16 protein-coding genes are annotated in these 25,343 nt (G+C 57.8%); 14 read left to right on the forward strand and 2 right to left on the reverse strand.

The annotated features are described in order from the left end of the window. Positions 1 to 120: 120 nt before the first annotated feature. From der to GQF00_RS12870, 4 genes are all read left to right on the forward strand, one after another. On the forward strand, positions 121 to 1,527 hold the full coding sequence (gene der, locus GQF00_RS12855; protein ID WP_161319553.1) for a ribosome biogenesis GTPase Der: 1,407 nt from the start codon (positions 121 to 123) through the stop codon (positions 1,525 to 1,527). 98 nt (positions 1,528 to 1,625) lie between these two features. Next, complete coding sequence (locus GQF00_RS12860; RefSeq protein ID WP_161319554.1) at positions 1,626 to 3,668, forward strand: TonB-dependent siderophore receptor; 2,043 nt, start codon at positions 1,626 to 1,628, stop codon at positions 3,666 to 3,668. Position 3,669: 1 nt separating this feature from the next. Continuing rightward, positions 3,670 to 4,527, forward strand: coding sequence for a hypothetical protein (locus tag GQF00_RS12865; RefSeq protein WP_161319555.1), 858 nt, complete (start codon positions 3,670 to 3,672; stop codon positions 4,525 to 4,527). Between the two features lie 59 nt (positions 4,528 to 4,586). After that, entirely contained in the window at positions 4,587 to 6,443 is a 1,857-nt protein-coding gene (locus GQF00_RS12870; protein WP_161319902.1) for an ATP-binding protein, read from the forward strand. On the opposite strand, the gene xseA is transcribed toward GQF00_RS12870, so the two are convergent. Then, positions 6,388 to 7,746 (reverse strand): exodeoxyribonuclease VII large subunit, encoded by a 1,359-nt coding sequence (xseA, locus tag GQF00_RS12875; RefSeq protein WP_161319556.1) that lies wholly within the window; start codon positions 7,744 to 7,746, stop codon positions 6,388 to 6,390. The two genes, GQF00_RS12870 and xseA, sit on opposite strands and share 56 nt — an antisense overlap. A gap of 264 nt (positions 7,747 to 8,010) precedes the next feature. Between xseA and guaB the strand changes: the two genes are divergently transcribed. From guaB to GQF00_RS12890, 3 genes are all read left to right on the forward strand, one after another. After that, a complete protein-coding gene (gene guaB, locus GQF00_RS12880) occupies positions 8,011 to 9,480 on the forward strand; it encodes an IMP dehydrogenase (RefSeq protein WP_161319557.1) in 1,470 nt (489 codons plus the stop codon). Between the two features lie 169 nt (positions 9,481 to 9,649). After that, positions 9,650 to 11,221, forward strand: coding sequence for a glutamine-hydrolyzing GMP synthase (guaA, locus tag GQF00_RS12885; RefSeq protein WP_161319558.1), 1,572 nt, complete (start codon positions 9,650 to 9,652; stop codon positions 11,219 to 11,221). A gap of 331 nt (positions 11,222 to 11,552) precedes the next feature. Beyond that, positions 11,553 to 17,765 carry a cadherin-like domain-containing protein gene (locus GQF00_RS12890; protein WP_237440514.1) on the forward strand — a complete coding sequence of 2,071 codons (6,213 nt, stop codon included), beginning with the start codon at positions 11,553 to 11,555 and terminating at the stop codon, positions 17,763 to 17,765. Positions 17,766 to 18,051: 286 nt separating this feature from the next. On the opposite strand, the gene GQF00_RS12895 is transcribed toward GQF00_RS12890, so the two are convergent. Beyond that, entirely contained in the window at positions 18,052 to 19,254 is a 1,203-nt protein-coding gene (locus tag GQF00_RS12895) for a hypothetical protein (protein WP_161319560.1), read from the reverse strand. A gap of 431 nt (positions 19,255 to 19,685) precedes the next feature. On the opposite strand from GQF00_RS12895, the gene infC reads away from it, so the two are divergent. The 7 genes from infC to GQF00_RS12930 all read left to right on the forward strand — a co-directional run bounded on the left by infC (position 19,686) and on the right by GQF00_RS12930 (position 25,199). Beyond that, positions 19,686 to 20,228 carry a translation initiation factor IF-3 gene (gene infC / locus GQF00_RS12900; protein ID WP_370519511.1) on the forward strand — a complete coding sequence of 181 codons (543 nt, stop codon included), beginning with the start codon at positions 19,686 to 19,688 and terminating at the stop codon, positions 20,226 to 20,228. A gap of 42 nt (positions 20,229 to 20,270) precedes the next feature. Then, a complete protein-coding gene (gene rpmI / locus GQF00_RS12905; protein WP_161319562.1) occupies positions 20,271 to 20,465 on the forward strand; it encodes a 50S ribosomal protein L35 in 195 nt (64 codons plus the stop codon). Positions 20,466 to 20,490: 25 nt separating this feature from the next. Further along, positions 20,491 to 20,850 (forward strand): 50S ribosomal protein L20, encoded by a 360-nt coding sequence (gene rplT / locus GQF00_RS12910; RefSeq protein WP_161319563.1) that lies wholly within the window; start codon positions 20,491 to 20,493, stop codon positions 20,848 to 20,850. Between the two features lie 260 nt (positions 20,851 to 21,110). Beyond that, complete coding sequence (gene pheS, locus GQF00_RS12915) at positions 21,111 to 22,130, forward strand: phenylalanine--tRNA ligase subunit alpha (protein ID WP_161319564.1); 1,020 nt, start codon at positions 21,111 to 21,113, stop codon at positions 22,128 to 22,130. 30 nt (positions 22,131 to 22,160) lie between these two features. Next, positions 22,161 to 24,536: a phenylalanine--tRNA ligase subunit beta gene (pheT, locus tag GQF00_RS12920; RefSeq protein ID WP_161319565.1), complete on the forward strand. Its 2,376-nt coding sequence runs from the start codon at positions 22,161 to 22,163 to the stop codon at positions 24,534 to 24,536. 20 nt (positions 24,537 to 24,556) lie between these two features. Continuing rightward, the gene (gene ihfA, locus GQF00_RS12925) at positions 24,557 to 24,859 is read left to right on the forward strand and encodes an integration host factor subunit alpha (protein WP_161319566.1); all 303 of its coding nucleotides are present in this window, start codon (positions 24,557 to 24,559) and stop codon (positions 24,857 to 24,859) included. Further along, entirely contained in the window at positions 24,840 to 25,199 is a 360-nt protein-coding gene (locus tag GQF00_RS12930; protein WP_035230230.1) for a MerR family transcriptional regulator, read from the forward strand. The genes ihfA and GQF00_RS12930 overlap by 20 nt, the downstream gene beginning before the upstream one ends. The last annotated feature ends 144 nt before the right edge of the window (positions 25,200 to 25,343 follow it).

The raw sequence follows: 25,343 nt of genomic DNA on the forward strand, positions 1-25,343 counted from the left end.
CTGTTACGTCCCTGAGGGGGAGTGTTCCCGTCCTGCCAGCAGATAATCCCGTTTTCTTCTCTCCGCCTTACACTCCGATTTGCGTTACCATAGCGCCCAAACATTCTTGTAGAGACACCTATGAAGCCGGTTATCGCCCTGGTGGGGCGGCCCAATGTGGGCAAATCCACCCTGTTCAATCGTCTGACCCGGACCCGGGATGCCCTGGTGGCAGATTTTCCCGGCCTTACCCGTGACCGTAAATACGGTGACGGCAGGCTTGGCGACTACCTGTATACCGTGGTGGATACCGGCGGGATCGGTGAAAACGACGACGGCATTGATGTACCGATGACCGAACAATCGTTGGCAGCCGTTGGCGAAGCGGATCTGGTGATGTTCCTGGTCGACGGCCGGGCAGGCCTCACTGCGGCGGACGAGCAGATTGCCAATGAACTGCGCAAGCTCCCCAAACCGACCTATCTGGTGGTCAACAAGACCGACGGCATCGACCCGGACACCGCCATGGCAGATTTTTACGCCCTTGGCATGACCGAGGTGTTGCCCATCGCAGCGGCCCATGGTCGAGGCGTGCGCAGCATGATCGAAACCGTGCTGGAAGCGTTCCCGGATCTTGAGCCCTACTATAATGAAGAGGGTGAGCCGGTCGATACCGACGATGGCAGCATCCGGGTGGCGGTACTGGGGCGTCCCAATGTGGGCAAGTCCACCCTGATCAATCGCATGCTGGGTGAAGAACGGGTAGTGGTGTTCGATCACGCCGGCACCACCCGTGACTCCATCGAGGTGCCCTTCGAGCGGATGGGCAAGGCTTACACCCTGATCGATACCGCCGGAGTGCGACGCCGTGGCAAGGTGTTCGAGATGGTGGAGAAATTCTCGGTCATCAAGGCCTTGCAGGCAGTGGATGCTGCCCAGGTGGTGGTGGTCGTGATTGATGCCCGGGAAGGGATCACCGACCAGGATTTGCATCTTTTGGGTTATGTTCTCGATAGCGGTCGCGCCCTTATGATAGCGGTTAACAAATGGGACGGGCTGGATGCCGACCACAAGGAGCGGGTGCGAATCGAACTGGGCCGCCGGCTGGAATTTGCTCCCTGGGTGAAGATCAAGTTCATTTCGGCGCTTCATGGTACCGGGGTGGGCGATCTCTGGGGTATGGTGGAGAAGGCGTGGGACAGTGCGTTCATCAAGATCGGCACCAACGAGATGACCCGGATCATGGAGTCCATTCTGGCCGGGCATCCGCCGCCCCGAAATGGTCGTTTCCGGGCCAAGCTGCGATATGCCCATATGGGAGGCAACAACCCGCCCACCATTGTGCTGCATGGCAACCGCACGGAATCCCTGCCAAACAGTTACAAGCGTTTCCTGGAAAATCGCTTCAGGGAAGTAATGAAACTGGAAGGCACGCCCATTCGGTTGGAGTTCAAATCCGGCTCCAACCCCTATGAGGGCAAGAAGAATGTGTTGACCGATCGACAGGCTCACAAGCGGCGTCGGATGATCAAACGCATGAAAAAATAGGACATTAACTTCAGGGAGGAGTTGCCATCAAACGTCGGGGGATGTGGGGAGCAATAACGGCAATCGTCTTGTCGCCAGCGGCATGGGCCATGGAGCCCATGATGCCCCTTGATGGCAATTCCACCATGGTGCTGACTCCTGCACGGGTCAGCCAGCCCCAGTCAGAAGCCCCTGCCAGTGTCACGGTGATTGACCGTAATCTGATCGAAGCCAGCGGCGCTCGCGAACTCTACGAAGTCCTCAAACTGGTGCCAGGCATGTCTGCCGTGAAGGTGGATGGCAATGTGCCCACCGTGGCCTATCACGGCACCCAGGCCCGTGATACCCGCCGCATGCTGGTGCTACTTGATGGTCGCAGCCAGTACCAACCCGGTCTTTCCCGGGTGAACTGGAATGACATGCCGGTGGATATTCAGGATGTGGAGCGCATCGAAGTCACCCGTGGCCCCGCCGCAGCAGCCTACGGAGCCAACGCCTTTACTGCCGTTATCAACATCATTACCCGTGATCCCCGCGATATCAGTGGTAACAGTATTTCCATCGCAGCAGGCAACAACGCAATACGCGATGGCCGCGCTGCTGCCGCCGGTCAAAGTGAAGATATGGCCTGGCGGGCCTCAGTGGCACGCCGTGCAGATGATGGTTACGACGAACCCTTGGAGGGCAGCAAGCTCCCGGACGCCAAGCGCATTGAAACCCTGAACAGCGAGTGGCTATGGACGGCTGATGAGAAAAATACGTTTGCTATTCAGGCGGGCGGCAGCACCAGTCGACTGGAGCGGCTGCAGGACGGAGGGGCTGCCAGTCTGGGCGAATACCGTCAGGACCCGGTGCAGAAGGGCGAGCGCGCTTTCCTGCAACTGGAGTGGCAGCATGCCTTCAGTCAGACTCACCAACTCAAACTCACCGGCTACGGGCAGTACAACAACGAAGTGACAGACTTCAAGGTCTGTTACTTTGATCCCGTTACCGGGCAGATCGGGCCCGGCGGCGGGCTGTTCTTTTCCCGGGAGCTGCGAGACCTGTTTCTGGCCAATAATGGTGACATCGATGCCACGCTTGGCGCCGCACTCTCGAACCCGGCGGTGCTTTCCCGCTACGGTGCACTGGCAGGCCTGAATGAAGATTTCTGTGCCGTCAACGAGCTGGATATTCAGGAGGAACGCTACGATCTGGAGGTGCAGGATACTCTGCAGATCACCGACCGCTTGCGACTGGTCAGTGGGCTGAATGTGCGCCAGGATCGCGCCATCTCGCAGACGTATCTCTCTGGCACCGAGGAAAACCTGAGCTATCGTGCTTTTGGTAACCTGTCAGCGGAAGTGATCCGCAATGTGCTGGTGAACCTGGGTGGCTACTGGGAGCACGACGAGATTAGCGGCAAGCACTTCAGCCCACGGGCCGGAGTGAACTGGCGCTTTCTGCCGGGCCACAGTTTACGCTATGTCTATTCCGAAGCGGTGCGCACCCCGGACATCTATGAGGAGCGGGCGCATACCAATATCCGCGCTTATGAAATGCGTCAGCCGTTTGCCTCAGATGCCAATGGGCTTCTGGGTTGGTCTCCGGCCTATTTCTTCGTCACCCGCACCAGCCCGGGCACCCTGGAGCCTGAGGAAATACGCTCCTGGGAAGTCGGTTATTTCGGGCAGTTGCGCATGCTGGATCTGGATGTCCGCTATTTCCAGGAAACCCTCACTAATCTGCTCAGCCATGCCCTTAATCCCTTCGAGTTTGAACCGAACAACGAAGGTGAGGTATTCCACCAGGGGACCGAGGCGCAGCTGACCTGGCGCCCGTCAGTGAACCATCTTGTTCGTGGTACCGGGGCGCATATCCACACCCGCACCAACAAGAAGACGGAGGGCCGGCTGGCGGCGCGCGATAGCGCCAGCCTCCTGTGGGCCTGGCAGCTTACCGATAACTGGGGTTTCAGTACCGCGTACTATCTGTTCGATGCCTATAATGACAATGTGTTCGAGCGCGTGGATGCGCAGCTCCGTTTCCGGCACCAGCTGGCAGGGAGTGAAGTGGAATGGAAGGCCGTGGTGCAGCATGCACTGAACAAGGCTCCACTGGTGTTTGAAGAAAATCGATATGCCGAAGACAGGATGTGGCTCGGGATGTCGGTGAGGTTCTGACATGAGGGTTCAACAAGGATGTTGGCTGTTATTTCTCTGGCTGTTGTTATCGTCGGAGTCCCTGCTCGCTCGCCAGAACCTTCTGATTTATGTTCAGGCCGCTGAGGGCCCATTCAAAAGCGGCTTCGTAAATGCCCTGCAGGGCAGCAATGCCGATATTCGCCTCGCCCCGTCCGGGGAGAGTGCCGAGCTGATCATCGCCTTGGGTGATGACGCCTTTTCCCGTTCAGCTCCTTATGGCAAGCCTGTGCTGGGCGTATTTGTCAGCCGTGGGCTTGAAGAGAAGTTGCGCCGCAAGGGCTGCCATTGCGCCGCGATCTGGGCGGGCGTGGCTCTCAACGATCAGTTGGCCATGCTTCAGCTGATGATGCCGGTCGCGGCCAATGTGGGCGTGATTCTTGGTCGCAACAGTGCCTGGTCGGAAGGCACGGTGAAGGAGTACCGTGGCCGGCTGGGGTTGAAGCTGTTCAAGGTGGATGATCAGACGCAGCTAGGGCGTGTGTTGCGTGACGAGCTGGATGAGCTGGATGCACTGGTTCTGCCTGTGGATGAACAGCTATTTGGTCCGGACAGTGCCAAGCTGGTACTGCTGACCAGTTACCGGCTGCGGCGCCCGGTGTTTGGTCCTGATCAGAGCTATGTCCATGCAGGCAGTGCTGCAAGCCTGTTCGCCAGCGGCGGCGATCTGGTGTCCGAGACACTAATTCAGATCGAGGCCTTTAGTCAGCGTCGCCGTTTTCGTCGTTCCGGGTTTGTGCATACGCCGTCGGTGATCGTGAACGAGCATGTGGCCAACAGTTTCGACATGCGTTTCCATGATTCCGAAGCCCTGCGTTCTGCCCTGGAGGTGATGCCGTGAAGACCGGGCCGGGTATTCGCAAGCAGCTCCAGATACTGGGCGTGGTCCCGGCGCTGTTCATGCTGGGCCTGTTGCTGGTGGCGCTCACCTGGCAACGGTTCGAGGATGCTGACCGGGATTTGCAGGCGCTGGGCAGTTTCATGGCTTCCCAGCTGGCGTCGTCATCGGAGTACGGTGTTCTGGCGGGCAACTACAGCGACCTGCGTCGTCAGGCCCAACTGGCCATGCAGCAGGCAGACCTGCAGTATGTGGTGTTCCGTGATAACGATGGCAAGGTGCTGCTCTACGAAGGGCGCCAGGATCGGGTGGCTGGCACAAGCATCATCGAATTCCATTCCGGGATTTATCGTCAGCCGCTTCTGGACACCGATACCCTGCGCGTTTCCGCCGTGACCCGGGATTCCCCGGTGCGTATCGGTGAAGTGGTGCTGGGTATGTCCAGTTCACGGCTGCTGGCAAGACAGAAAGAGATCCTGCTGGCGAGCCTGATTCCCGCCTTGTCGGCCATGATTCTGGGACTCTGGATCGCCCACTATCTGACGCGCCAGATTGCCTCGCCACTCAATTACCTGTCCGGCCTGTTGCGCACCTTGCGTGGCGGGGATTACCACGTGCGCGGTAACAGCCCGCTGCAGGGCGAGCTGGGCGATCTGCAAAGCGATATCAACCAGCTGGCGGGCAGTCTTGAGGAGGCCAGGATCGATCAGCAGAGCGCGATCAATGAACTGCAGGCCGCCCACAAGCAGGCTCAGACCGCCAGCCAGGCCAAGAGTGATTTCCTGGCCATGATGAGCCATGAGCTGCGCACCCCCATGAATGGCGTGCTGGGCATGCTGCAATTACTGGAGCAGACCTGCCAGAGCGAAGAGCAGCATGAATATACCCAGGTAGCGCTGGAATCCACCGGGCACCTGCTGGATGTGATCAACGATATTCTTGATTTCTCACGCATCGAAGCTGGCCGCATGGATCTGGATCCGGTGTTCTTCGAGCTGGCCCCGTTGCTGGACAACTGCCTGTCCACGTTCCGTTATCTGGCAGAAAAGAAGGGATTGTATCTACACCTTGAGAAAAGCCCGCTGATCAGCAGCAAGCTGGTGCGTACCGATCCGACACGGTTGCGGCAAGTGCTCAATAACCTGATCTCCAATGCCATCAAATTTACCAATGAAGGCGGCATTACGGTGACCGCCACAGCGCACCAGGTTCGTGAAGACTGGCTGGACGTGAACCTGTCGGTGGTGGATACCGGTATTGGTATACCCGAAGACAAGCAGTCTCGCTTGTTTCAGGCTTTTTCCCAGGTGGATTCCTCCACCTCCCGGCGTTTTGGTGGTACCGGTCTGGGACTGGCCATTGCACGGCGGCTTAGTGAAATGCTGGGCGGCACCCTGGCCCTGTCCAGCTCGGAAGGTGGTGGCAGTACCTTCACCGTGTCGTTGCGGTTGTTCTACCGTCATGAAGTCACGGATGACCGTGAAATCGTGTTGATCGGACATGATGAAGAGCCGCGAACGCTCAACGGTCTGGTGCTGCTGGTAGAAGACAATGAAGTCAATCTGATGGTGGCGCGGCGGATTCTGGAACAAATGGGCGTTACCGTGGTGACGGCAGTGAATGGCCGGGAGGCGCTGACCAAGGTAGAGCAGCGGGATTTCGATTGCATCCTCATGGATGTACAGATGCCGGTCATGGATGGCATGGAAGCGACCCGTCGATTACGCCAGTGGGAGCGTGAGCAGGGCAGGGTGCCCATGCCGGTCATCGCGCTGACCGCCAATGCCATGGAGGAAGAGCGGGAGCGTTGTCTCAGTGCCGGCATGAATGCGCATCTTGCCAAGCCCTTCCGGCGCCAGCAGCTTAGTCGGGTGCTGACCCCGTATCTGACCCCTGAACGTGCTCAATCCGGGCGCTGAACTCCCCATCTTTCAATCGTGTGGTGACAGTGTCTCCCGGCTTCAGCTGATTCACTGAACGTACCGCCTGTTTGCCCTTGAAGCTGATGCTGTAACCCCGTGCCAGGGTTTGTAGCGGACTGGCGGTATCCAGTCGCTTGCTCAGGTTCGCCAGCTGCAGTTGCCGCTGTTCCATTTTACGCGTGACGGGTTGCGGCAGACGCTGACTGAGGTTCTCCAGCCGTTGCTGGCGGTCTTCCAGCAGGCGTTCGGGTGAGACCCGGGCCAGCCGTTGTTGCACCGGCATCAGGTGGCTTTCTGCTAAACGTAGATGATGACGAATCTGCCGTTGCAGGCGCGCCTGCAGTTCATCCAGTCGCTGGCTGCTCTGCTCCAGATGATGGCGCGGTGAGCGTAATCGCTGGGTGAGATGACGCAGGCGGTCCTTGGGAGTGCGCAGCTGCTGGGCCATGACCCATTTGAGCCGGCGTTGTAGTGTGCCGAATCGTTGCGTCACCACCGACAGGTCAGGGCTGATCAGTTCGGCGGCAGCAGAAGGTGTGGGGGCACGCAAGTCGGCGGCGAAGTCGGTGAGCCCGGTGTCCACTTCATGCCCCACTGCCGAGACGATGGGAATGGGGCAAGCGGCCACGGCCCGTGTCAGGGCTTCATCGTTGAAGGCCCACAAATCTTCCAGCGAACCGCCACCGCGGCCAATGATCAATACATCGCACTCGTTGCGGCTTATAGCCAGCTGCAGGGCCTGCTTCAATTGAGCAGGAGCATCGGCACCCTGCACAGCGGCAGGGTAGATGACCACTGGAATCGATGGGCAGCGGCGCTTGAGTACTTGAAGGATGTCGCGGATGGCGGCCCCGCTGGGAGACGTGACCACGCCGATCTGGTTGGGCCAGGCCGGCAGTGCCTGCTTGCGCTCCTGGGCAAACAGGCCTTCAGCCTGCAATTGGGCCTTGAGCGCATCGAACTGGGCCTTGAGTGCCCCTTGTCCAGCGGGTTCCATGTGTTCGACCACAATCTGGAAGTTGCCACGGGGAACATAGAGCGTGACCTTGGCGCGCACCAGCACCTGCTGGCCATTCTGGGGGTTGAAATCCAGCAGCCTGTTACGGTTTCGAAACATGGCGCCGTTAATCTGGGCGCGGGAATCCTTGAGGCTGAAATACCAGTGACCAGAGGCAGGACGGGAAAAGTTGGATAGTTCCCCCTGCAGCCAGATCAGTGCAAAGGAGCCCTCCAGCAGGCCCTGGGCTTCCAGGTTCAGCTGGCTGATGGAGAGAGGGTCGGTACGCGATGAAAAGCTCATCGCGGGAGAGTAGCGATTTTTGCAGCCGTCTGCCACTGTCTGGATTGTGTGCAGGGGACGAAATGTCGTATAATCGCCCGCTTAATTTCCGGGGGTGGCCCGGGGAGCCTCTGTATCGTCCCTTGCGTGCAGCAAGGGGTTGTAGAGAGGGTTCGCAGCCGCCTTAACCGGCGGCACCCGGTCCTCCTCCTTAACTCCGGGTGCGCCCGCCAGAACCCCAATCAGCGGTTCATGTCGGGAGCCCCTCACTTCCTACGGTGCAATATGCTCAGAATCGTGCAAGAAGCATTGACGTTCGACGACGTTCTGCTTGTACCCGCCCATTCCAATGTGCTGCCCAAGGATGTGTCCCTGAAGAGCAAGTTGACTCGGGACATCTCCCTGAACATTCCCCTGGTATCTGCAGCCATGGATACGGTCACCGAGCACCGCCTGGCGATTACCATGGCCCAGGAAGGCGGCATCGGCATCCTCCACAAGAGTATGGATTTGGAAGACCAGGCGCGTAACGTGCGCATGGTGAAAAAATACGAATCCGGCGTGGTGAAGGATCCCATCACCATCGGGCCGGAAGCGACCGTGGCGGAACTGCTTAACCTCACCGAAGCCAACAACATTTCCGGCGTGCCGGTGGTGGAAGGCGACAAGGTGGTGGGTATTGTCACCAGCCGTGACACCCGTTTCGTCACTAATTTCGACCAGCGCGTTCAGGACATCATGACCGGCAAGGATCGGCTGGTGACTGTGAAGGAAGGCGCCGGTGCTGACGAAGTTCAGTTGCTGCTTCACAAGAATCGCATCGAGAAGGTGCTGGTGGTTAACGATGCCGGCGAGCTGCGCGGCATGATCACCGTGAAAGACATCGAAAAAGCCCGCAAATACCCTAACGCCTGTAAAGACTCTCAAGGTCGCCTGCGAGTGGGCGCGGCGGTAGGTACCGGCGAAGGTACCGATCAGCGTGTGGCGGCACTGGTAGAGGCCGGTGTGGACGTCATTGTGGTCGACACTGCCCATGGGCATTCCCAAGGTGTGATTGATCGTGTTGCCTGGGTGAAGAAGCATTTCCCGGAAGTGCAGGTCATCGGCGGTAACATCGCCACGGCCGCTGCAGCAAAAGATCTGGTGGCGGCTGGCGCGGATGCGGTGAAAGTGGGCATCGGCCCCGGCTCCATCTGCACCACCCGTATCGTAGCCGGTATCGGTGTGCCGCAGATCACAGCGATCTCCGATGTGGCCGCTGCCTTGCAAGGCACCGGTGTGCCGTTGATCGCTGACGGTGGTATCCGTTTCTCAGGTGATATCGCCAAGGCTGTGGCGGCTGGCGCCAGTGCCATCATGATTGGCTCTCTGCTGGCGGGCACGGAAGAAGCGCCGGGCGAAGTGGAGTTGTTCCAGGGTGGCTACTACAAGGCCTATCGTGGCATGGGTTCCCTGGGGGCCATGTCCGGCAAGACCGGTTCCTCCGATCGCTACTTCCAGGATGCCGCTGCCGGCATCGAGAAGCTGGTGCCGGAAGGTATCGAAGGTCGCGTCCCCTACAAGGGCCCAATGAGTGCCATCGTGCATCAGCTGATGGGTGGGCTGCGCGCCTCCATGGGTTACACCGGTTGTGCCACCGTGGAAGACATGCGCACCAAGCCGGAGTTCGTGAAGGTCACCAATGCGGGCATGAAGGAATCCCATGTGCATGACGTGACAATTACGAAAGAGGCTCCGAATTACCCGGTTGGGTGATTTGTGTAAAGTGGTCGGACGTCTGAGGTCAGACGTCTGACGCCGGAATCGGTCGGGGTTATCTCCGGCCGTTTTGTTTTCAAAGCGTCCGACGTCAGACATCCGACGTCAGACCCGTAACCAACAGGCCCGGCGCCAACCGTCGGCAACCACCGCGGGATAGAACCCCATGCAAGATATTCATGCCCAGCGCATCCTCATCCTGGACTTTGGTTCCCAGTACACCCAGCTGATTGCCCGCCGTGTGCGTGAGATCGGTGTCTACTGTGAGATTCGTGCCTTCGACATGACCGCTGAGGAAATCAGCGAGTTTGCGCCCAAGGGCATCATCCTGTCTGGTGGTCCGGAGTCGGTCACCGCTGCGCAAACCCCACGGGCCCCTGAAGCAGTGTTCGACGCCGGCGTGCCGGTGCTGGGTATCTGCTACGGCATGCAGACCATGGCCGAGCAGCTGGGTGGCAAGGTCATTGCCGGCGAGAAGCATGAGTTTGGTTATGCCCGTGTGGAAAAGGCGGAAAAAAATGGCCTGCTGGACGGCATTGTTGACCATGAAGAGCAGGGCAAGGAATACCTTGATGTGTGGATGAGTCACGGTGATCGCGTGGGCGAAATGCCGGCGGGATTCCAGACCATCGCTACCACGGGTAGCTGCCCGATTGCCGGCATGGCCAACGATGAAAAGCGTTTCTATGGTATCCAGTTCCACCCGGAAGTGACGCACACCTTGCAAGGTGGCCGCCTGCTGGAGCGCTTCGTTCGCGAGCTGTGCGAATGTGAGGCTCTGTGGACGCCTAGCAACATTATCAACGATGCCATCGAGACCATCCGTGAGCAGGTGGGGTCTGACGACGTCATTCTCGGTCTGTCCGGGGGTGTGGATTCTTCTGTGGTAGCGGCCCTGCTCCACAAGGCGATCGGCAAGCAGCTTACCTGTGTGTTTGTGGATAACGGCCTGCTGCGTCACCAGGAAGGTGATCAGGTCATGGAGATGTTTGCCGACAACATGGGTGTAAAAGTCATCCGTGTGGACGCCGAAGACAACTTCCTGGGCAAACTGGCCGGCGAAGCCGACCCGGAAAAGAAGCGCAAGATCATTGGCAACACCTTCATTGATATCTTCGACGAAGAAGCCAGCAAACTGAAGAATGCCAACTGGCTGGCCCAGGGCACTATCTACCCGGATGTGATTGAGTCTGCCGCCAGCAAGACCGGCAAGGCCCACGTGATCAAGAGCCATCACAACGTGGGTGGTCTGCCGGAAGACATGAAGCTCAAGCTGGTAGAGCCGCTGCGTGAACTGTTCAAGGACGAAGTGCGCAAGATCGGCCTGGAGCTGGGCCTGCCCTACGACATGGTCTACCGTCACCCCTTCCCGGGCCCGGGTCTGGGGGTACGTATTCTCGGCGAAGTGAAGAAAGAATATGCCGATACCCTGCGTCTGGCGGACCACATCTTCATTGAAGAACTGCGCGCCGCCGGCCTTTACCACAAGACCAGTCAGGCCTTCGCTGTGTTCTTGCCGGTGAAATCTGTTGGCGTCGTCGGCGATGCCCGCCGTTATGAATACGTGGTGGCCCTGCGCGCCGTGGAAACCATCGACTTCATGACCGCTCGTTGGGCGCACCTGCCCTACGAGTTCCTGGAACTGGTTTCCAGCCGCATCATCAACGAAATCCCGGGCATCAGCCGGGTGACCTACGACATTTCGTCCAAACCCCCGGCGACGATTGAGTGGGAATAATCCCTTAGCGGAACAGGAAAAGGGCGGTCAACTGACCGCCCTTTTTTTATGTCTCGGCAGCCTGCCTGGGGTGTCTGGGCCACGCGTTTCGGCCGGAACCTTTCTGTATTTGCCGTGGCTGCTTGTGCATCAAGAGCAGTTTTTGAGACGGGTTTTCACCATGGCCAGGGTAACGACGATCTCTTTTTTATCCCTTCTGTCCATTTCTTTTAACGTCATACCTCATTTGGGGGATGTGGGCTCTAAATGCGGCCGGCTATGCTTCTGGCGATAAGGAAAGTACTGACAAATCTGGGGAATCACTATGTTGGGAACTAAAGCGAAGTTGCCTATGGCCATCGCGCTTGCCACGGCATTGATGGCGGGTTGTGGGGGCGGTGGCAGTTCTAGTTCCGGGGGCGGCTCTGCTGCGCCGGGAACGGAGACGCCTGCGACAGGGGCTGCTCTGCAAGGGCGAGCGGTCAAGGGGCCGTTGGTGAACGCGCAGGTCAAGGCGTATGCCGTGGATTATGACGCGGATGACCTGATTGGCGCTGCTGAGCCGGTGGACACTGGTGCCACCAATAATCAGGCGCAGATCACTGGCATTAATCTGGATCCCGAGGGGGCGCCCTACATTATCGTGGTTGAAGCCGACGGAGATACCACCGACCTGACCACAGGCGCCGCGCCGGTGATCACAACCATGAAAACCGTGGTGACTGCGGCCATGCTCACGGGCAATACGCCGGTGGTGGCGACCCCGCTGACATCCCTGGCCACGGAAGTGGCAGCCAGCAAGGGAGCAACGGCGCAAACCCTGCAGCAATCGCTCAACGATGCTCAGAATACGGTCAAGTCCACGCTGGGCTTTGGCCTGGATGAGTCGGTGGATATTTTTACCGCGTCACCGGTAATCACGGATGAGACCGATACGGTGGAAGAACAGGAGCAGGTGGCCGCGTATCGTCTTGCGGTTGAGGCCGTATCGGCGGTGCTCAATAACGCGGCAGCCGACTCCTCCGATACCGGTGATTCCGCCACCGACGTTTTGCTGTCCATGGCGAAAGACCTCAGTGATGGGGTGATTGACGGCAAAAATGGAGACCAGGACTTGCCAGAATTGGCAGGCGTGGACGTCTCTGCTGAAACCGTTGCGAATCTGACGATTCCGGGAACCACTATTCCGGTCAATACCATCACCACAGTGCTGGGGAATGAAGCTCAGAACCTGGGTTCCTCCGTGACGATTGATGAGTCGGTAACGGTCCAGCCTGAAGAAGTCGCTACAGTTGCCGATACGGATTTCGATGGCGTGAAGGATGATGTCGATAACTGTATCAACACCAAGAATGCCGATCAGCTGGATGCCAATGGCAATGACGTGGGTGCAGCCTGTGAGGCCGCCCCGCAGATCACGGCTGTATCCGCCTCTGGCGCGGAAGACTCGGTGATCAATGTTGCTCTGCTGGCCAGCGATGCCGAAGGGGATGCGCTGACTTTCACGGTCGATGGTCAGGTGCTTCCTGAGGGGCAGAGCAGTTACGCCTATCAGCCCGAGGCAGACTTCTCGGGTCAGGTGGTGTTGCCGTACAGCGTTACCGATGGTGAAAGCTCGGCGGTCAGCACTATTACTATCGATGTGACTCCAGTAAATGACCCGGTATCGGGTAGCCTGGTGGTTGAAGGCGCCGCCGAAGAAGGGGCCACCCTGAGTCTGAATAACCAGATGACGGATGCGGACGGTGAACTGACTATCCTGTCCTATCAGTGGTTTGCCAGCGGTGCTCCCATTGCCGGTGCCACCGACGAAACCTTTATCCCGCTGCAGGCCCAGGTGGGCGCAGTGATCAATGCTGAAGTCGTTTTCAGCGACGGTGTGTTCCCTGAAGTGACTGTGCCCTCGGCGCCTACCGCGCCGATTGCCAACACGATCAATGACTCGACTGGCGGTGATGTCGTCATTCTGGGTGCAACCGTTGAAGGCGAAACGCTGACCTTTGAGAGTTCTCTGGTCGATCCTGACGGTCCTGTTGTCATTCAGAGTCTGCAATGGCTGGCTGATGAGGTGCCGATTGCAGGGCAAACCGGTGCTTCTCTGGTGCTGGCCCAGGCGCAAGTGGGCAAGGTTATCCGACTGGCTGTGACCTACTCTGATGGCACCTTCAGCAACACGCTGCTGACGGGGACCACCGGCATTGTCGCCAACGTCGATAATGCTGCCACCGGTGCCGTTTTGATCAGTGGCACCCCCACGGAAGATCAGACCCTCGTGGCAGAGCCTGGCTTCAGCGATGAAGACGGCCTGACCAATGTGGAATATCTCTACCAGTGGTTTGCTGATGGTGAAGCCATCAACGATGCCACCAGTGGCGAGCTGACACTGGACGACAGTCATGTCGGCAAGGCGATCACCGTTCAGGTTGAATTTACCGATGACCTGGGTGGCACCGAGACGCATGTTTCCGAGCCCACTACAGCGGTAGCCAACGTCAACGATCCGGTGCAAGGCACCGTGGCCATTGCTGGCACTGCCATGGACACCCAGGTCCTGTCGGTGGAGAACTTCCTGGCTGGCCTCAGCGATGATGATGGTTTGCCGGCGTCTGTGCCACCTGAAACCTCCTATCAGTGGAAGCGTAATGGTGGTGACATCGCTGGCGCCAATGCCGCGACCTATACCCTGGTTACTGCCGATGTAGGTACGCAGATCACTGCAGAAATCCAGTTCCCGGATAATCGTGGTACCACCGAGACGGTGCTCTCCGAGGCCAAAGGCCCGGTGGCAGCGTTCAACAATTTGCCGACGGGTTCCGTTACGCTGACCGGGGATACCCAGAATCAGCTGTGGACCGTGAGTAATGATCTGGCGGATGTCGATGGTCCGGCAACGCTGGTGATCAGCTACCAGTGGTATGCCGATGGCAGCCCCATTGAGGGTGAAACCGGTACCACCTTTACGCCGGATCAGGCCTACGTCGGCGCGTCGATCTTTGTTCGTGCCAGCTACACCGATGACGACAGCAACGTCCACGAAGTGGATTCCAATGCGACCCAGGTGATTGATGCGGATGATGCTTTCACCGGTGGCGTGGCCATCGAGGGCATCAACACCGAAGATCAGACCCTGACGGCCACCAATGACCTGTCCGACCCGGATGGTGAAATTGTGATTGTGGGTTATCAGTGGAAAGCGTCCGGCGCAGACATTGCCGGTGCCACCACGGACAGCCTGGTGCTGACCCAAGCCGAAGTGGGTCAAAATATTACCGTTGAGGTGACCTTCAATGATGGCGTGTTCGGCAATCAGGTGGCGCTGTCCTCTGCCACTACTCCGGTAAACAATGTCAACGACCTGCCGGAAGGCGAGGTCACCATCAGCGGTGAGCCTGCACCGGGCAATGTCCTCTCAGCAAGCAACACCCTTTCCGACGAAGACGGTATGGGCCCGGTGACTTATGAGTGGTTTGTGAACGCAGTCAGCGCCGGCTTCGGTAACACCTATGACGTCCAGCAGGCAGATGTGGGCTTTGATGTCTATGTGAATGCCAGCTACTACGACGGTCAGGAAACATTCGAAAGTGTGGATTCTGCTGCTGTGACCATTGAAGCGTCCGCACAGGCCGCCGCATTCGATCCGGCCCGCTTCTCTGGCCAGACGGTCTATGATGTCTATGTGGAAGATGGCGATGACAGTGAATGTGCTGGCACAACCACCTTTGTACGCATGGAATTCGATGCTGGCGGTACCTTCGACGGGACCTCTGCCTGTAACGATGAAAGCATTTCCGGTAACTGGGCTTTCGAACAGGATAACCAGGTGCTGGTGCTGACTTCTCCTGACTTTGATCAGCCAAACTATGTGACTGCCGACGCCGATGTGGTGGATGGCAAGCAGCAGAGCTGCTGGATTGATGATCAGGATATTCTTGATTCTGCAACTGCACTGGACATCTGCCGCAATGGTGAGGGGAGTCAGTTCTACTCCCTGGCTGACTGGATCGGTTATGATGCGTTCTACTTCAATCTGGCCGATGTACACGCCGATACTTTCGATACCAAGCGTTTCTCACACACCTGGCTGGCAGGTCGTACCCTGTACGATGTCTGGTATGGCAACGTCAACGATAGTAATTGCGAACTGATTACCAATAGTGACCGTGGCTTGAGTGAGCTGGTGTTCTCTGCAGATGGCTTGAGCGTGGACGTTACCGGTATTGCCGGCGATCAGTGTGACGAGCCAGGCATCAGTATTGCTATCAATGCTGACGGGCAGCTGGGTGACAGCGTGTCTGGCGCGGGTATCAACTTCCTGGGTAACACCGATCAGTACCTGGAGGTCGTGTTCCGAAACGAAGACGGCTCCCCGGATAACGTGGATCGCTTCTACCACACCCTGAGCGAAGCACAGGCGGCATGGAATGCGCTGCCAGGAGCCGAAACCCCGGGTGCCACTTATACCCAGAACTTCCAGGCAGCCCAGCTGCTCAAGGCGCCGGTCTACAATGTGCACAGCGTGGACGGTGACTGGTTTGTCGAGAAGATCGAGTTCTTCGAAGGTGGTAGTGCTGAAATCACCGAACGTGGTGGTGAAGATGTTCGCTTCAGCGATGACGGGGCATTCTATTCTCCGGCATTTACCTCCTATACGGTTTCTCTGAGCCAGCTCTCCCTTGCAGTGAGTCAGGGTAATGTCACCTGGAATATCGCTGCGGATCCCAACATCGGGGCGGGTTTCATGTCCTCCACCGGTAATGGCTATGAGGTTTGCTGGGGCGACTGCGGCTCTGTTGAGACATTCTTCTTCAGTGAAGAAAGTGCACAGCGCTACATTGATTCCCAGAACACCGCGGGACCAGACAGCCCACTGCTCGGCAGCTGGTTAATTGACGAAGGGGTGAATCAACGCAACATCCTGACCTTCATCGACGGCAGCCGCTATGTGGTTTTCCATGAGCACACCAACACCGATCAGAGTGCGGGTTCTGCCGAATACGGCACCTACACCTGGGATCAGGAAACCGGGGACTTTACTGCCAGCGCCACGGCTCAGTCTGATGGGGAGGGTGGCCTTGATGGTGCTGCCTTCAACCTGCAGGTCAGCGGTGATGCCTTCACCACTGATGATGGCTTCGGTGCGGATCGTATTGTTGACGCGACTCAGCCCATCGTCGGTTCCTGGATCCTGGGCGAGGGTGATGATCTCAACATCCTGACGTTCCTGTCAGATACCGAGTACGCCATCGTGCACACCCAGAATCAGGAGTGTTATGGCGATCCGTGTTCGGCTCAAGAGCTGTCCGGTGAGTTCGGTTTCTACTCCTGGGATGGCTTCAACTTCACTGTTTCCTCGGTGTCTGTGGATACCAATGGCCCGGGTGGTCTCTATAACAATGATGACCCCGCCGACCAGCAGGGCGAGTCGATCACCATCAATGGTAATGCGCTGACGTTCACGGATGCGGACGAAGGTCCCTTTGAGTTCATCCGGGTGGGCGGGCAGTCCATGGCGCTGGTATGTGGCTATGAATCCGGCTGGGATGATTTCACCGGCAAGCCGCTGACATTCAATTCCCTGGATGACTACAACACGGTGGTAACGGACTGCGATATGCAGTTCGGTCTGCCGTCCTGGTCCTCTGCCAGTCTGGCCAACAAGACCTTCTACGATGGCGAAGGGGAAATGACCTTTGATGCCATCGGGGCGATGGCCACGGGTCTTGATTATGGCGATGACGAAGTGAAAGGCACGCCAGACGATGAGATCTTCTATGCGGAAGTGTCTGATTTTGCCACCAATCAGGTCATGCTGGAGTATTCCCTGACCGAGGGAGGCACGATCGAAGGCTATGACCTGCTGACTCTGGTGTCCACCGATGGCGTTAACGAGCGCGAATTCAAGGTGTTCTACGAGGATTACAACTGGGAAGAGTCTGACCTTGGCTTCGCGGACACGGCTAACAAGGATGGTGAGATCTGGAGCTGGACCTGGTACGAAAGCGATCCCAATGCCGAGACCCTGGGTTGTTTCTACGAATCCGGCTGGGACGACCTGACTGAAAAACCGCTGATCTTCAACTCGATCAGTGATTTCAATGAAGTTCGCTCCAGTTGCGAGGGGGAGTTCGGGACATTTGCGTTCAGCACCACATCCCTGGCCGGCACAACGTTCTATGAAGAGGGGAACGAAACCCGCTTCGTGTTCGATGGCACGGGTACAAGTGCCGTGGTGACCGGGGCGGGTGATGATGGCCTGCTGGATACTGGTGATGATGAAACCTTCTTCATTGTTGCCAGCAACTTCGATACCAATGTAGTCAAGTTTGAAGCCTCCGAGACGCTTGGTGGTCCGGTGGTGGTCACCGAGCTCTGGGGGCTGGTGAACTACGACTCTGACTTGATGCTGGACGGCAAGGACTTCTGGCAGTTCCGTGTCCTGTTTGAAGATCATGGCTGGGTTGAATCTGACCAGAGCACCGATGATGTGGACAACAAGGATGGCGAGATCTGGCACAACAGTGTGAGCACCGCTAGTGACTTCGACTGGAATGCCCTGCAGCCCTGAATGAACGTGTGTTGATCTCTGTTTTTAAGAGGCCCCGCAGATGCGGGGCTTTTTTTGCGCTTGGCGAAATTGCAGGAAAATACCGGATGGTGACGGTTTGCCAGACGCCCGGCGCTGAAATCCATCCCGTCTGGCTGGGGCAGTGCCTCGATCGCCGCTCTTTGTCCCGTGCTTCATGAATAGAAACCCCGGGACGGAACAGGCCATTCACCGAGGCATAAAAGGATGGCTCCGGGATCCGGGTTCTGGCCTTTCAGCTTTTGCGTCAATCATCCGGCCTCGGGCGTTACGAACAAATCCGCAGCAAATGTGTAATCAGATCCACCTGCCGGTTGAAGTTGTTCTTCTGCAGCAGTGACTTGATGTTGGTGCGGATGGTGCTGATGGCAAGGTCAAGCTGCTCGGCGGCCTCTGAGGTGTTGGCGCCATTCAGCAGGCACAGGCAAACGCGTGCCTCGGCTTCTGTGGCGTTGATGACCTTGCGGATTTCCTCGAGACCCGGGGTGCGGCAGGCGTTGGGGTCAAACATTTCCACCAGCACGTTGCGATTATTGCGTTGCTCGTTGTGCACCGGGGTAATGGAGAAGCGCAGGGGCAGGGCATCGGTATGCAGGTAGAGCGTGTCGTTGTCGTCCAGCGCCTCGGTCTTCCCGGTGATGAAAAGCATCAGCTGGGTGTAGAAATTCTTGCCAAACGCTGGGTCCCTGAACTCGATCTCCCGGGTAGCGGTGTTCACGGTGAAAACGTTGTAGCGGTTCCCGACTTCCACAAAGGCCGGGCTGGCACTGATCAACAGGGACAGGGGGGAAAACACGGCCACGGGCTGTTTGAGCACGGCAATGCTGCTTTGCAGGTCCTTGAAGATCTGCTCGGAGCGGTGCAGTCGTTCGTAAAGGTCGAGAGCGATCTCGGCGTGTTGTTTCAGCCGCCCGAGCAAGGCCATCTCCTCGCGGCTGAAGACCGGGCTGGATTTGTGCCGGTTGAAGACCAGTATTACGTGCTGCTGGTATTTGTTGGTGAAGGCGATGGCGGCGCTGTCGGCGATGCCGGCGGCGCGGATCCAGGTGCGGGAGAAAGTGGACATGCCGGCCAGCACATCGCAATCCGGGTCGCCATCGGCATAGCTGAACAGGGTGTTGGGGCCCTGTTCCAGGGCGCGGGCGATGGCTTCATCCTTGAACACCAGGCCAGTCTTCAGCATTAGCGGCACCACGCCGGGCGGGTACCCCACGGCCCAGCCATAAAGGCCTTTGAGCTGCGGTTCTTTCTGGATGACCGCCAGGCAGCAGCTGACCAGATTCAGCGCTTCACGGATGTGGCGCAGAAAGGGGTCAAAGCCTTCCTTGTGGTCGACGCTGCTGTAGAGGCTGGTGACCAGCTTGTCGAACATATCGGTCTGGTTACTGCCGGTTTTCCGCCATTCCTCGCTGCTGTGACGGCTGCCGGAAAGTTCCAACTCTTTGTTTTTGCTTGGACTATCCTCTGGCATTTACGCTTTTCATCCCCGTGACTACCCCATATTCAGGCTACCTTGTGTCTGGGGAATGTTGAATGGTCCAAATGTCGTCTGGCTGGCAGACTGGGCCAATCGGGCGATGTACGGCTGTCACGCGGCTGGCTTGGGCGGGGGGATTGGCTCTGGACAGACACTGGTTAGCGTCATTCGATCAAGTTGCTTGAAAAATAGCCGGATTTGCTTAAAATACGCAACCTTCCCGGGTTTTGGGGCTGGCTTGCTGGCCTTTGGATCGTGAGCAGGTTCTCACAGCCGGGTAGCATTCATTCCGTTTCAGTCAGTTGCGCGCTCCGGACAGTGGGTTTGGGGTTGTTGTGCCCGTTGTGGTGGCATACAATGCGCGCCTTTACTGAGGCGGCGAGGCATATCGCCTCATTGTCGATAATAGATTGGAGGTTCACGACATTAAGCGTGGAGGCAATAAGGGCCGCGAGCAACGCGCCCGAATCAATCAGCAAATCCAGGCAACCGACGTTCGGTTGATCGATGTGGAAGGTGAGCAGGTCGGTATTGTGACCCTGCAGGAAGCCCTTGAAAAAGCAACGTCTAAACAGCTGGATCTGGTAGAAATCTCCCCTGGTGCGGAACCGCCCGTTTGCCGAATCATGGATTACGGCAAGCATCTGTTTGAGGCGAAGCAAAAGGCCAAAGAAGGGCGCAAGAAGCAGCGCCAGACTCAGGTCAAGGAAATTAAATTCCGTCCCGGCACCGATATTGGCGACTATGAGGTGAAACTGCGTAACCTCAGGAAGTTCCTCGAGGCCGGCGACAAAACGAAGATTACCGTCCGCTTCCGCGGCCGGGAAATGGCACACCAGGAGCTGGGCCGGGAACTGCTCGAGCGTATCGAGAAAGACCTGGAAGAAATCGGCACTGTTGAGCAGCGCCCGAATATGGAAGGTCGCCAGATGATTATGGTGATCGGCCCGGGCAGAAAGAAGAAGTAACCAACCGGTTACTACCGACATTAACCAACTTGAGAAGGTACCATGCCTAAGATCAAGACAAATCGTGGGGCTGCCAAGCGTTTCAAGAAAACCGCCTCCGGTTTCAAGCGCAAGCAGGCATTCAAAAACCACATTCTGACCAAAAAGTCGTCCAAGACGATTCGTAAACTGCGTCCGAAGCAAGAAGTCCACGAAAGTGATGTGGCTCTTGTTAAACGCATGATGCCTTACGCATAACTGATACGGATCTGGAGACTTAAAAATGGCACGAGTAAAACGTGGTGTGCAGGCCCGTCGTCGGCACAAGAAGATTCTCAAGCAGGCTAAAGGCTACTATGGTGCCCGCAGCCGTGTTTATCGCGTAGCGGTTCAGGCCGTTACCAAAGCTGGTCAGTACGCTTACCGCGACCGTAAGGTCCGCAAGCGTCAGTTCCGTCGTCTGTGGATTGTTCGTATCAACGCCGCTGCGCGTCTGAACGGCCTGTCCTACAGCCGTCTGATCAATGGTCTGAAGAAAGCGGCCATTGATATCGACCGTAAAGTACTGGCGGACATCGCTGTCCGCGATCAGGCAACCTTTAGCGCTTTGGCCGAGAAAGCCAAAGCGAGTCTTACCGCCTGATTCACTGTTCTGTCCTGGACAGAGCAGCATACTCAACGGGGGAAGAGCTCGCGCTCTTCCCCCGTTTTTGTTTAAAAGACCAGCTTCAAGCTTCAAGCTACAAGCTGCAACACGGTTCGCAATTGTTGCCACCCGAAACCGCTTTCCCCGCGCCGCTAAGTTCGGGCGCGGCATTGAAGCTTTCGAATAGCACAGCGTTGGAACCGCGTTGTAGCTTGCAGCTTGAAGCTTGCAGCTTTTAAAAGACTGCGGAGTCTTCAATGGAAAATCTCAATGCTCTGGTCGATGCTGCTGTGGCTGAGGTCGAGCAGGCCGGTGATATCCGGGCCCTGGATGATGTGCGGGTAAAATACCTGGGCAAGAAAGGCGAAATCAGTGCGCTGATGAAAGGCCTTGGCAAGCTCAGCGCTGAAGAGCGTCCCAAGGCTGGTGCCGTCATCAACGAAGGCAAGGAAAATGTGCAGGCTGCCATTTCTGCCCGCAAGACGTTGCTTGAAGAGGCGGCGCTGGCGGAACAGCTGGCCAGCGAGACCGTGGATGTGACCTTGCCGGGCCGTGGTGATATGCCGGGCAATTTGCATCCCGTCAATCGCATGCGCCGCCGCATTGAGGATTTCTTCCTGCGTCTGGGTTTTGATATTTCCGAAGGGCCGGAAGTGGAAGATGACTTCCACAACTTCGAAGCACTGAACATTCCGTCCCATCACCCGGCGCGGGCTATGCACGACACCTTTTATTTCGGTGACGGCCGTTTGTTGCGTACCCATACCTCGCCGGTTCAGGTGCGAGTGATGGAGCAGGGCAAGCCCCCGTTCAGGATCATTGCACCCGGTCGCGTGTACCGTTGTGACTCCGATCTGACCCATACCCCCATGTTTCACCAGGTAGAAGGCCTGCTGGTGGACAAGGACATTACCTTTGCAGACCTGCGCGGTACCGTGGCGGAATTCCTGCGCTTCATCTTTGAAGTGGAGGACCTGCCGGTGCGTTTTCGTCCCAGCTATTTCCCGTTCACCGAGCCCAGCGCAGAAGTGGATGTGGGCTGTGTGAGCTGTGGTGGCGAGGGCTGTCGAGTGTGTTCCCACACGGGTTGGATCGAGATCATGGGCTGCGGCATGGTCCACCCGAAAGTGCTTGAGCACGGTGGTGTGGACGCCAATGAATACAGCGGTTTTGCCTTCGGCATGGGCATCGAGCGGATCGCCATGTTGCGCTATGGCGTCAACGATCTGCGGTTGTTCTTCGAAAACGATACCCGTTTCCTGTCCCAGTTCAGTTAACGCCCGCAAAAACGTTTAAGGAATTCAAGAATGCTTGTGAATGAAGCCTGGTTGCGGGAGTGGGTTAACCCCGCAGTGGATACGGATACCCTGGTTAAACAGTTGACCATGGCCGGCCTCGAAGTGGACGGTGTGGAGCCGGCAGCTCCGGCCTTTACGGGTGTGGTTGTGGGGCAGGTGGAAAGCTGTGAGCCGCATCCGGATGCAGACAAACTGCGCGTGTGTCAGGTCACCAATGGCAGCGAGACTGCCCAGGTAGTGTGTGGTGCCAGCAACGTACGTCCTGGTTTGAAGATTCCCTTTGCCCAGGTGGGCGCCATGCTACCCGGGGATTTCAAGATCAAGAAGGCCAAGCTGCGCGGTGTGGAATCCAACGGCATGCTGTGTGGGGCCTCCGAGCTGGGTCTGGAAGACCTGATTGATGGCCTCATGGCGTTGCCGGAGGATGCGCCGGTGGGCAAGGATTTCCGTGACTATCTGCAGCTGGATGATGCCGTCATTGAGGTGGATCTGACCCCGAACCGGGCAGACTGCCTGAGCGTGCGGGGCATTGCCCGCGAGCTCGGCGTCATGAACCAATGCCCCTTGACCGAAGTGGCTATCAGCAAGGTGGCCCCGGCCATCGACGACACGCTGGCGGTGACTCTGGCCGACAGCGATGGCTGCCCGCGTTATCTGGGGCGTGTGATCAAGGGCGTTAACGTCCAGGCAGAGACGCCGCTGTGGATGGTGGAGCGTCTGCGTCGCGCGGGCCTGCGCACCATTGATCCTATCGTGGACGTGACCAACTACGTCCTGGTGGAGCTGGGTCAGCCCCTGCACGCCTTCGATCTTGCCAAACTCAACGGTGGCATCACCGTGCGCAAGGCCAAAAACGAAGAGAAACTGTCCACCCTGGACGACCAGGCGCTGACGCTGCGCGATGATACCCTGGTGATTGCTGATGACAGCGCAGCCCTGGCCCTGGCCGGCGTCATGGGTGGCAAAACGTCCTCCGTCACAGAGGCAACCCAGGACATCTTCCTGGAGTGCGCCTTCTTCTCGCCGCTGGCCATTGCTGGCAAGGCCCGCTCCTACGGTTTGCACACGGATTCCTCCCATCGCTTCGAGCGGGGTGTGGACCCGCAGCTGCAGAATGATGCCATCGAACGCGCCACCGCCCTGATCCTGGAGATTGCCGGGGGCCAAGCGGGTCCCGTAACCGAAGCGGTGGAAGAAGAAAAGCTGCCCAAGCAGGCAGAAATCACCCTGCGTGCAGACCGTATTGAAGGATTGCTGGGCATGGCGCTTCCAGCCACTCAGGTGGAAGATATCCTCAGCCGTCTGGGCATGGAAATCTCCACCCAGGAAAGCGGCAAGGAATGGATCGTGCTGGCGCCCAGCTGGCGCTTCGACATGGCCATCGAGGCAGATCTGATCGAGGAACTGGCACGGATCTACGGCTATGAGAAGCTGCCAAGCCGCGTTCCGGCAGGCTCTCCGTCCGGTGAAACCGTGGGTGAGCACGTGGTGGCCCTGCGTCGTCTGTCCGATACCCTGATTGACCGCGGGTATCTGGAAGCCATTACCTACACCTTCGTGGAGCCCGCCCTGCTCAAGCAGGTAGAACCCCGCTTTGAGCCGCTGCCGCTGCTTAACCCGATTTCTGCGGATCTGGGTGTGATGCGGACCACGTTGCTGGCTGGCTTGTTCAGCACTGCGCGCCACAACCTGAACCGTCAGGCAGATCGGCTGCGCCTGTTCGAAACCGGTCTTCGTTTCGTGCCCACGGACGAGGGGCTCGAGCAGACCCCGATGATCGCCGGTTTGCTGTATGGCAGTGCCCAGCCGCAGAACTGGGAAGGCAAGCGCCCGGTGGACTTCTTCGACCTGAAAGGGGATGTGGAAGCCCTGCTGACCCTGTCTGATGCCAGTGAGTTCAGCTTCACTGCCGGTGAGCATCCGGCGCTGCATCCGGGCCAGACCGCCGCGCTCAAGCGAGGTAAAGAGGTGGTGGGCTATCTGGGGCGCATTCACCCGCGCCTGGCGGCGGATCTGGACCTGCCAGCCAATTTGTATGCCTTCGAGCTGGCCTCTGCCCCCCTGCAGAAGGGCGTGCTGCCGAAGTTTGCCGGTGTTTCCGATCAACCTCGCATGCGTCGTGATCTTGCCTTTGTGGTGGATGACAGCGTGCCAGCCGGTGAACTGGTCGCCGCCGCGCGAGAAGCCTGTGACGAGCGTCTCACGGATGTTCGGATTTTCGATATATATCAAGGTGATAGCATCGGTAAAAATCGCAAAAGCCTCGCTTTGGGCTTGACCTTCCAGGACCGTTCACGCACTCTTAAGGATCAAGAAGTCAACGACTTGGTAGAAGCTGTTGTTTCCCAGTTAAAACAGCAGTTTAACGCCGTCTTAAGGGATTGATTCGGGATTGGGAGTAGTTCATGGGAGCGCTGACCAAAGCGGACATGGCCGAGCGTCTGTTTGAAGAGCTTGGCCTGAACAAGCGCGAAGCCAAGGAAATGGTGGAAATGTTTTTCGAGGAAATCCGCCATTCCCTTGAAAGCAATATTCCCGTGAAGCTCTCAGGTTTCGGCAACTTCGATCTCAGAGATAAAAGCGAACGACCAGGGCGCAACCCGAAAACCGGTGAGGAAATCCCTATCACTGCCCGTCGGGTTGTTACCTTCCGTCCAGGACAAAAACTAAAACAACGGGTTGAAGCCTATGCTGGAACCAAGTCATAACGACGAACTCCCGGCGATCCCGGGAAAGCGGTATTTCACCATTGGCGAAGTCAGCGACCTGTGTGACGTAAAGCCGCATGTGTTGCGTTACTGGGAGCAGGAATTTCCCCAGCTCAAGCCGGTGAAACGTCGCGGCAACCGTCGTTATTATCAGCGCCAGGACGTGCTGATGATCCGTCAGATCCGTAGCTTGCTGTACGATCAGGGCTTCACCATCGGTGGTGCCCGTCAGCAGCTCACCGGCGGCGCCAATGCCGAATCGGCCACCCAGTACCACCAGCTCATCAAGCAGATGATTGTGGAGCTGGAAGACGTTCTGGACGTATTGAAAGCCTCCTGATCGCCTGTTTACTCTATGAGCCATGCTTGCATGGCGATCAAGCCCCGGCAGCCAAGGCTCCCGGGGCTTTTTCATGCCCGGCAGGCCCCGAAGCCGCCGTAGGAGCCTGCCTGCAGGCGATCGTACCGGGGGAGGTGGTGCATG

The sequence above is a fragment of the Alcanivorax sp. DP30 genome, from assembly GCF_009882945.1.
Lineage (GTDB): Bacteria > Pseudomonadota > Gammaproteobacteria > Pseudomonadales > Alcanivoracaceae > Alcanivorax.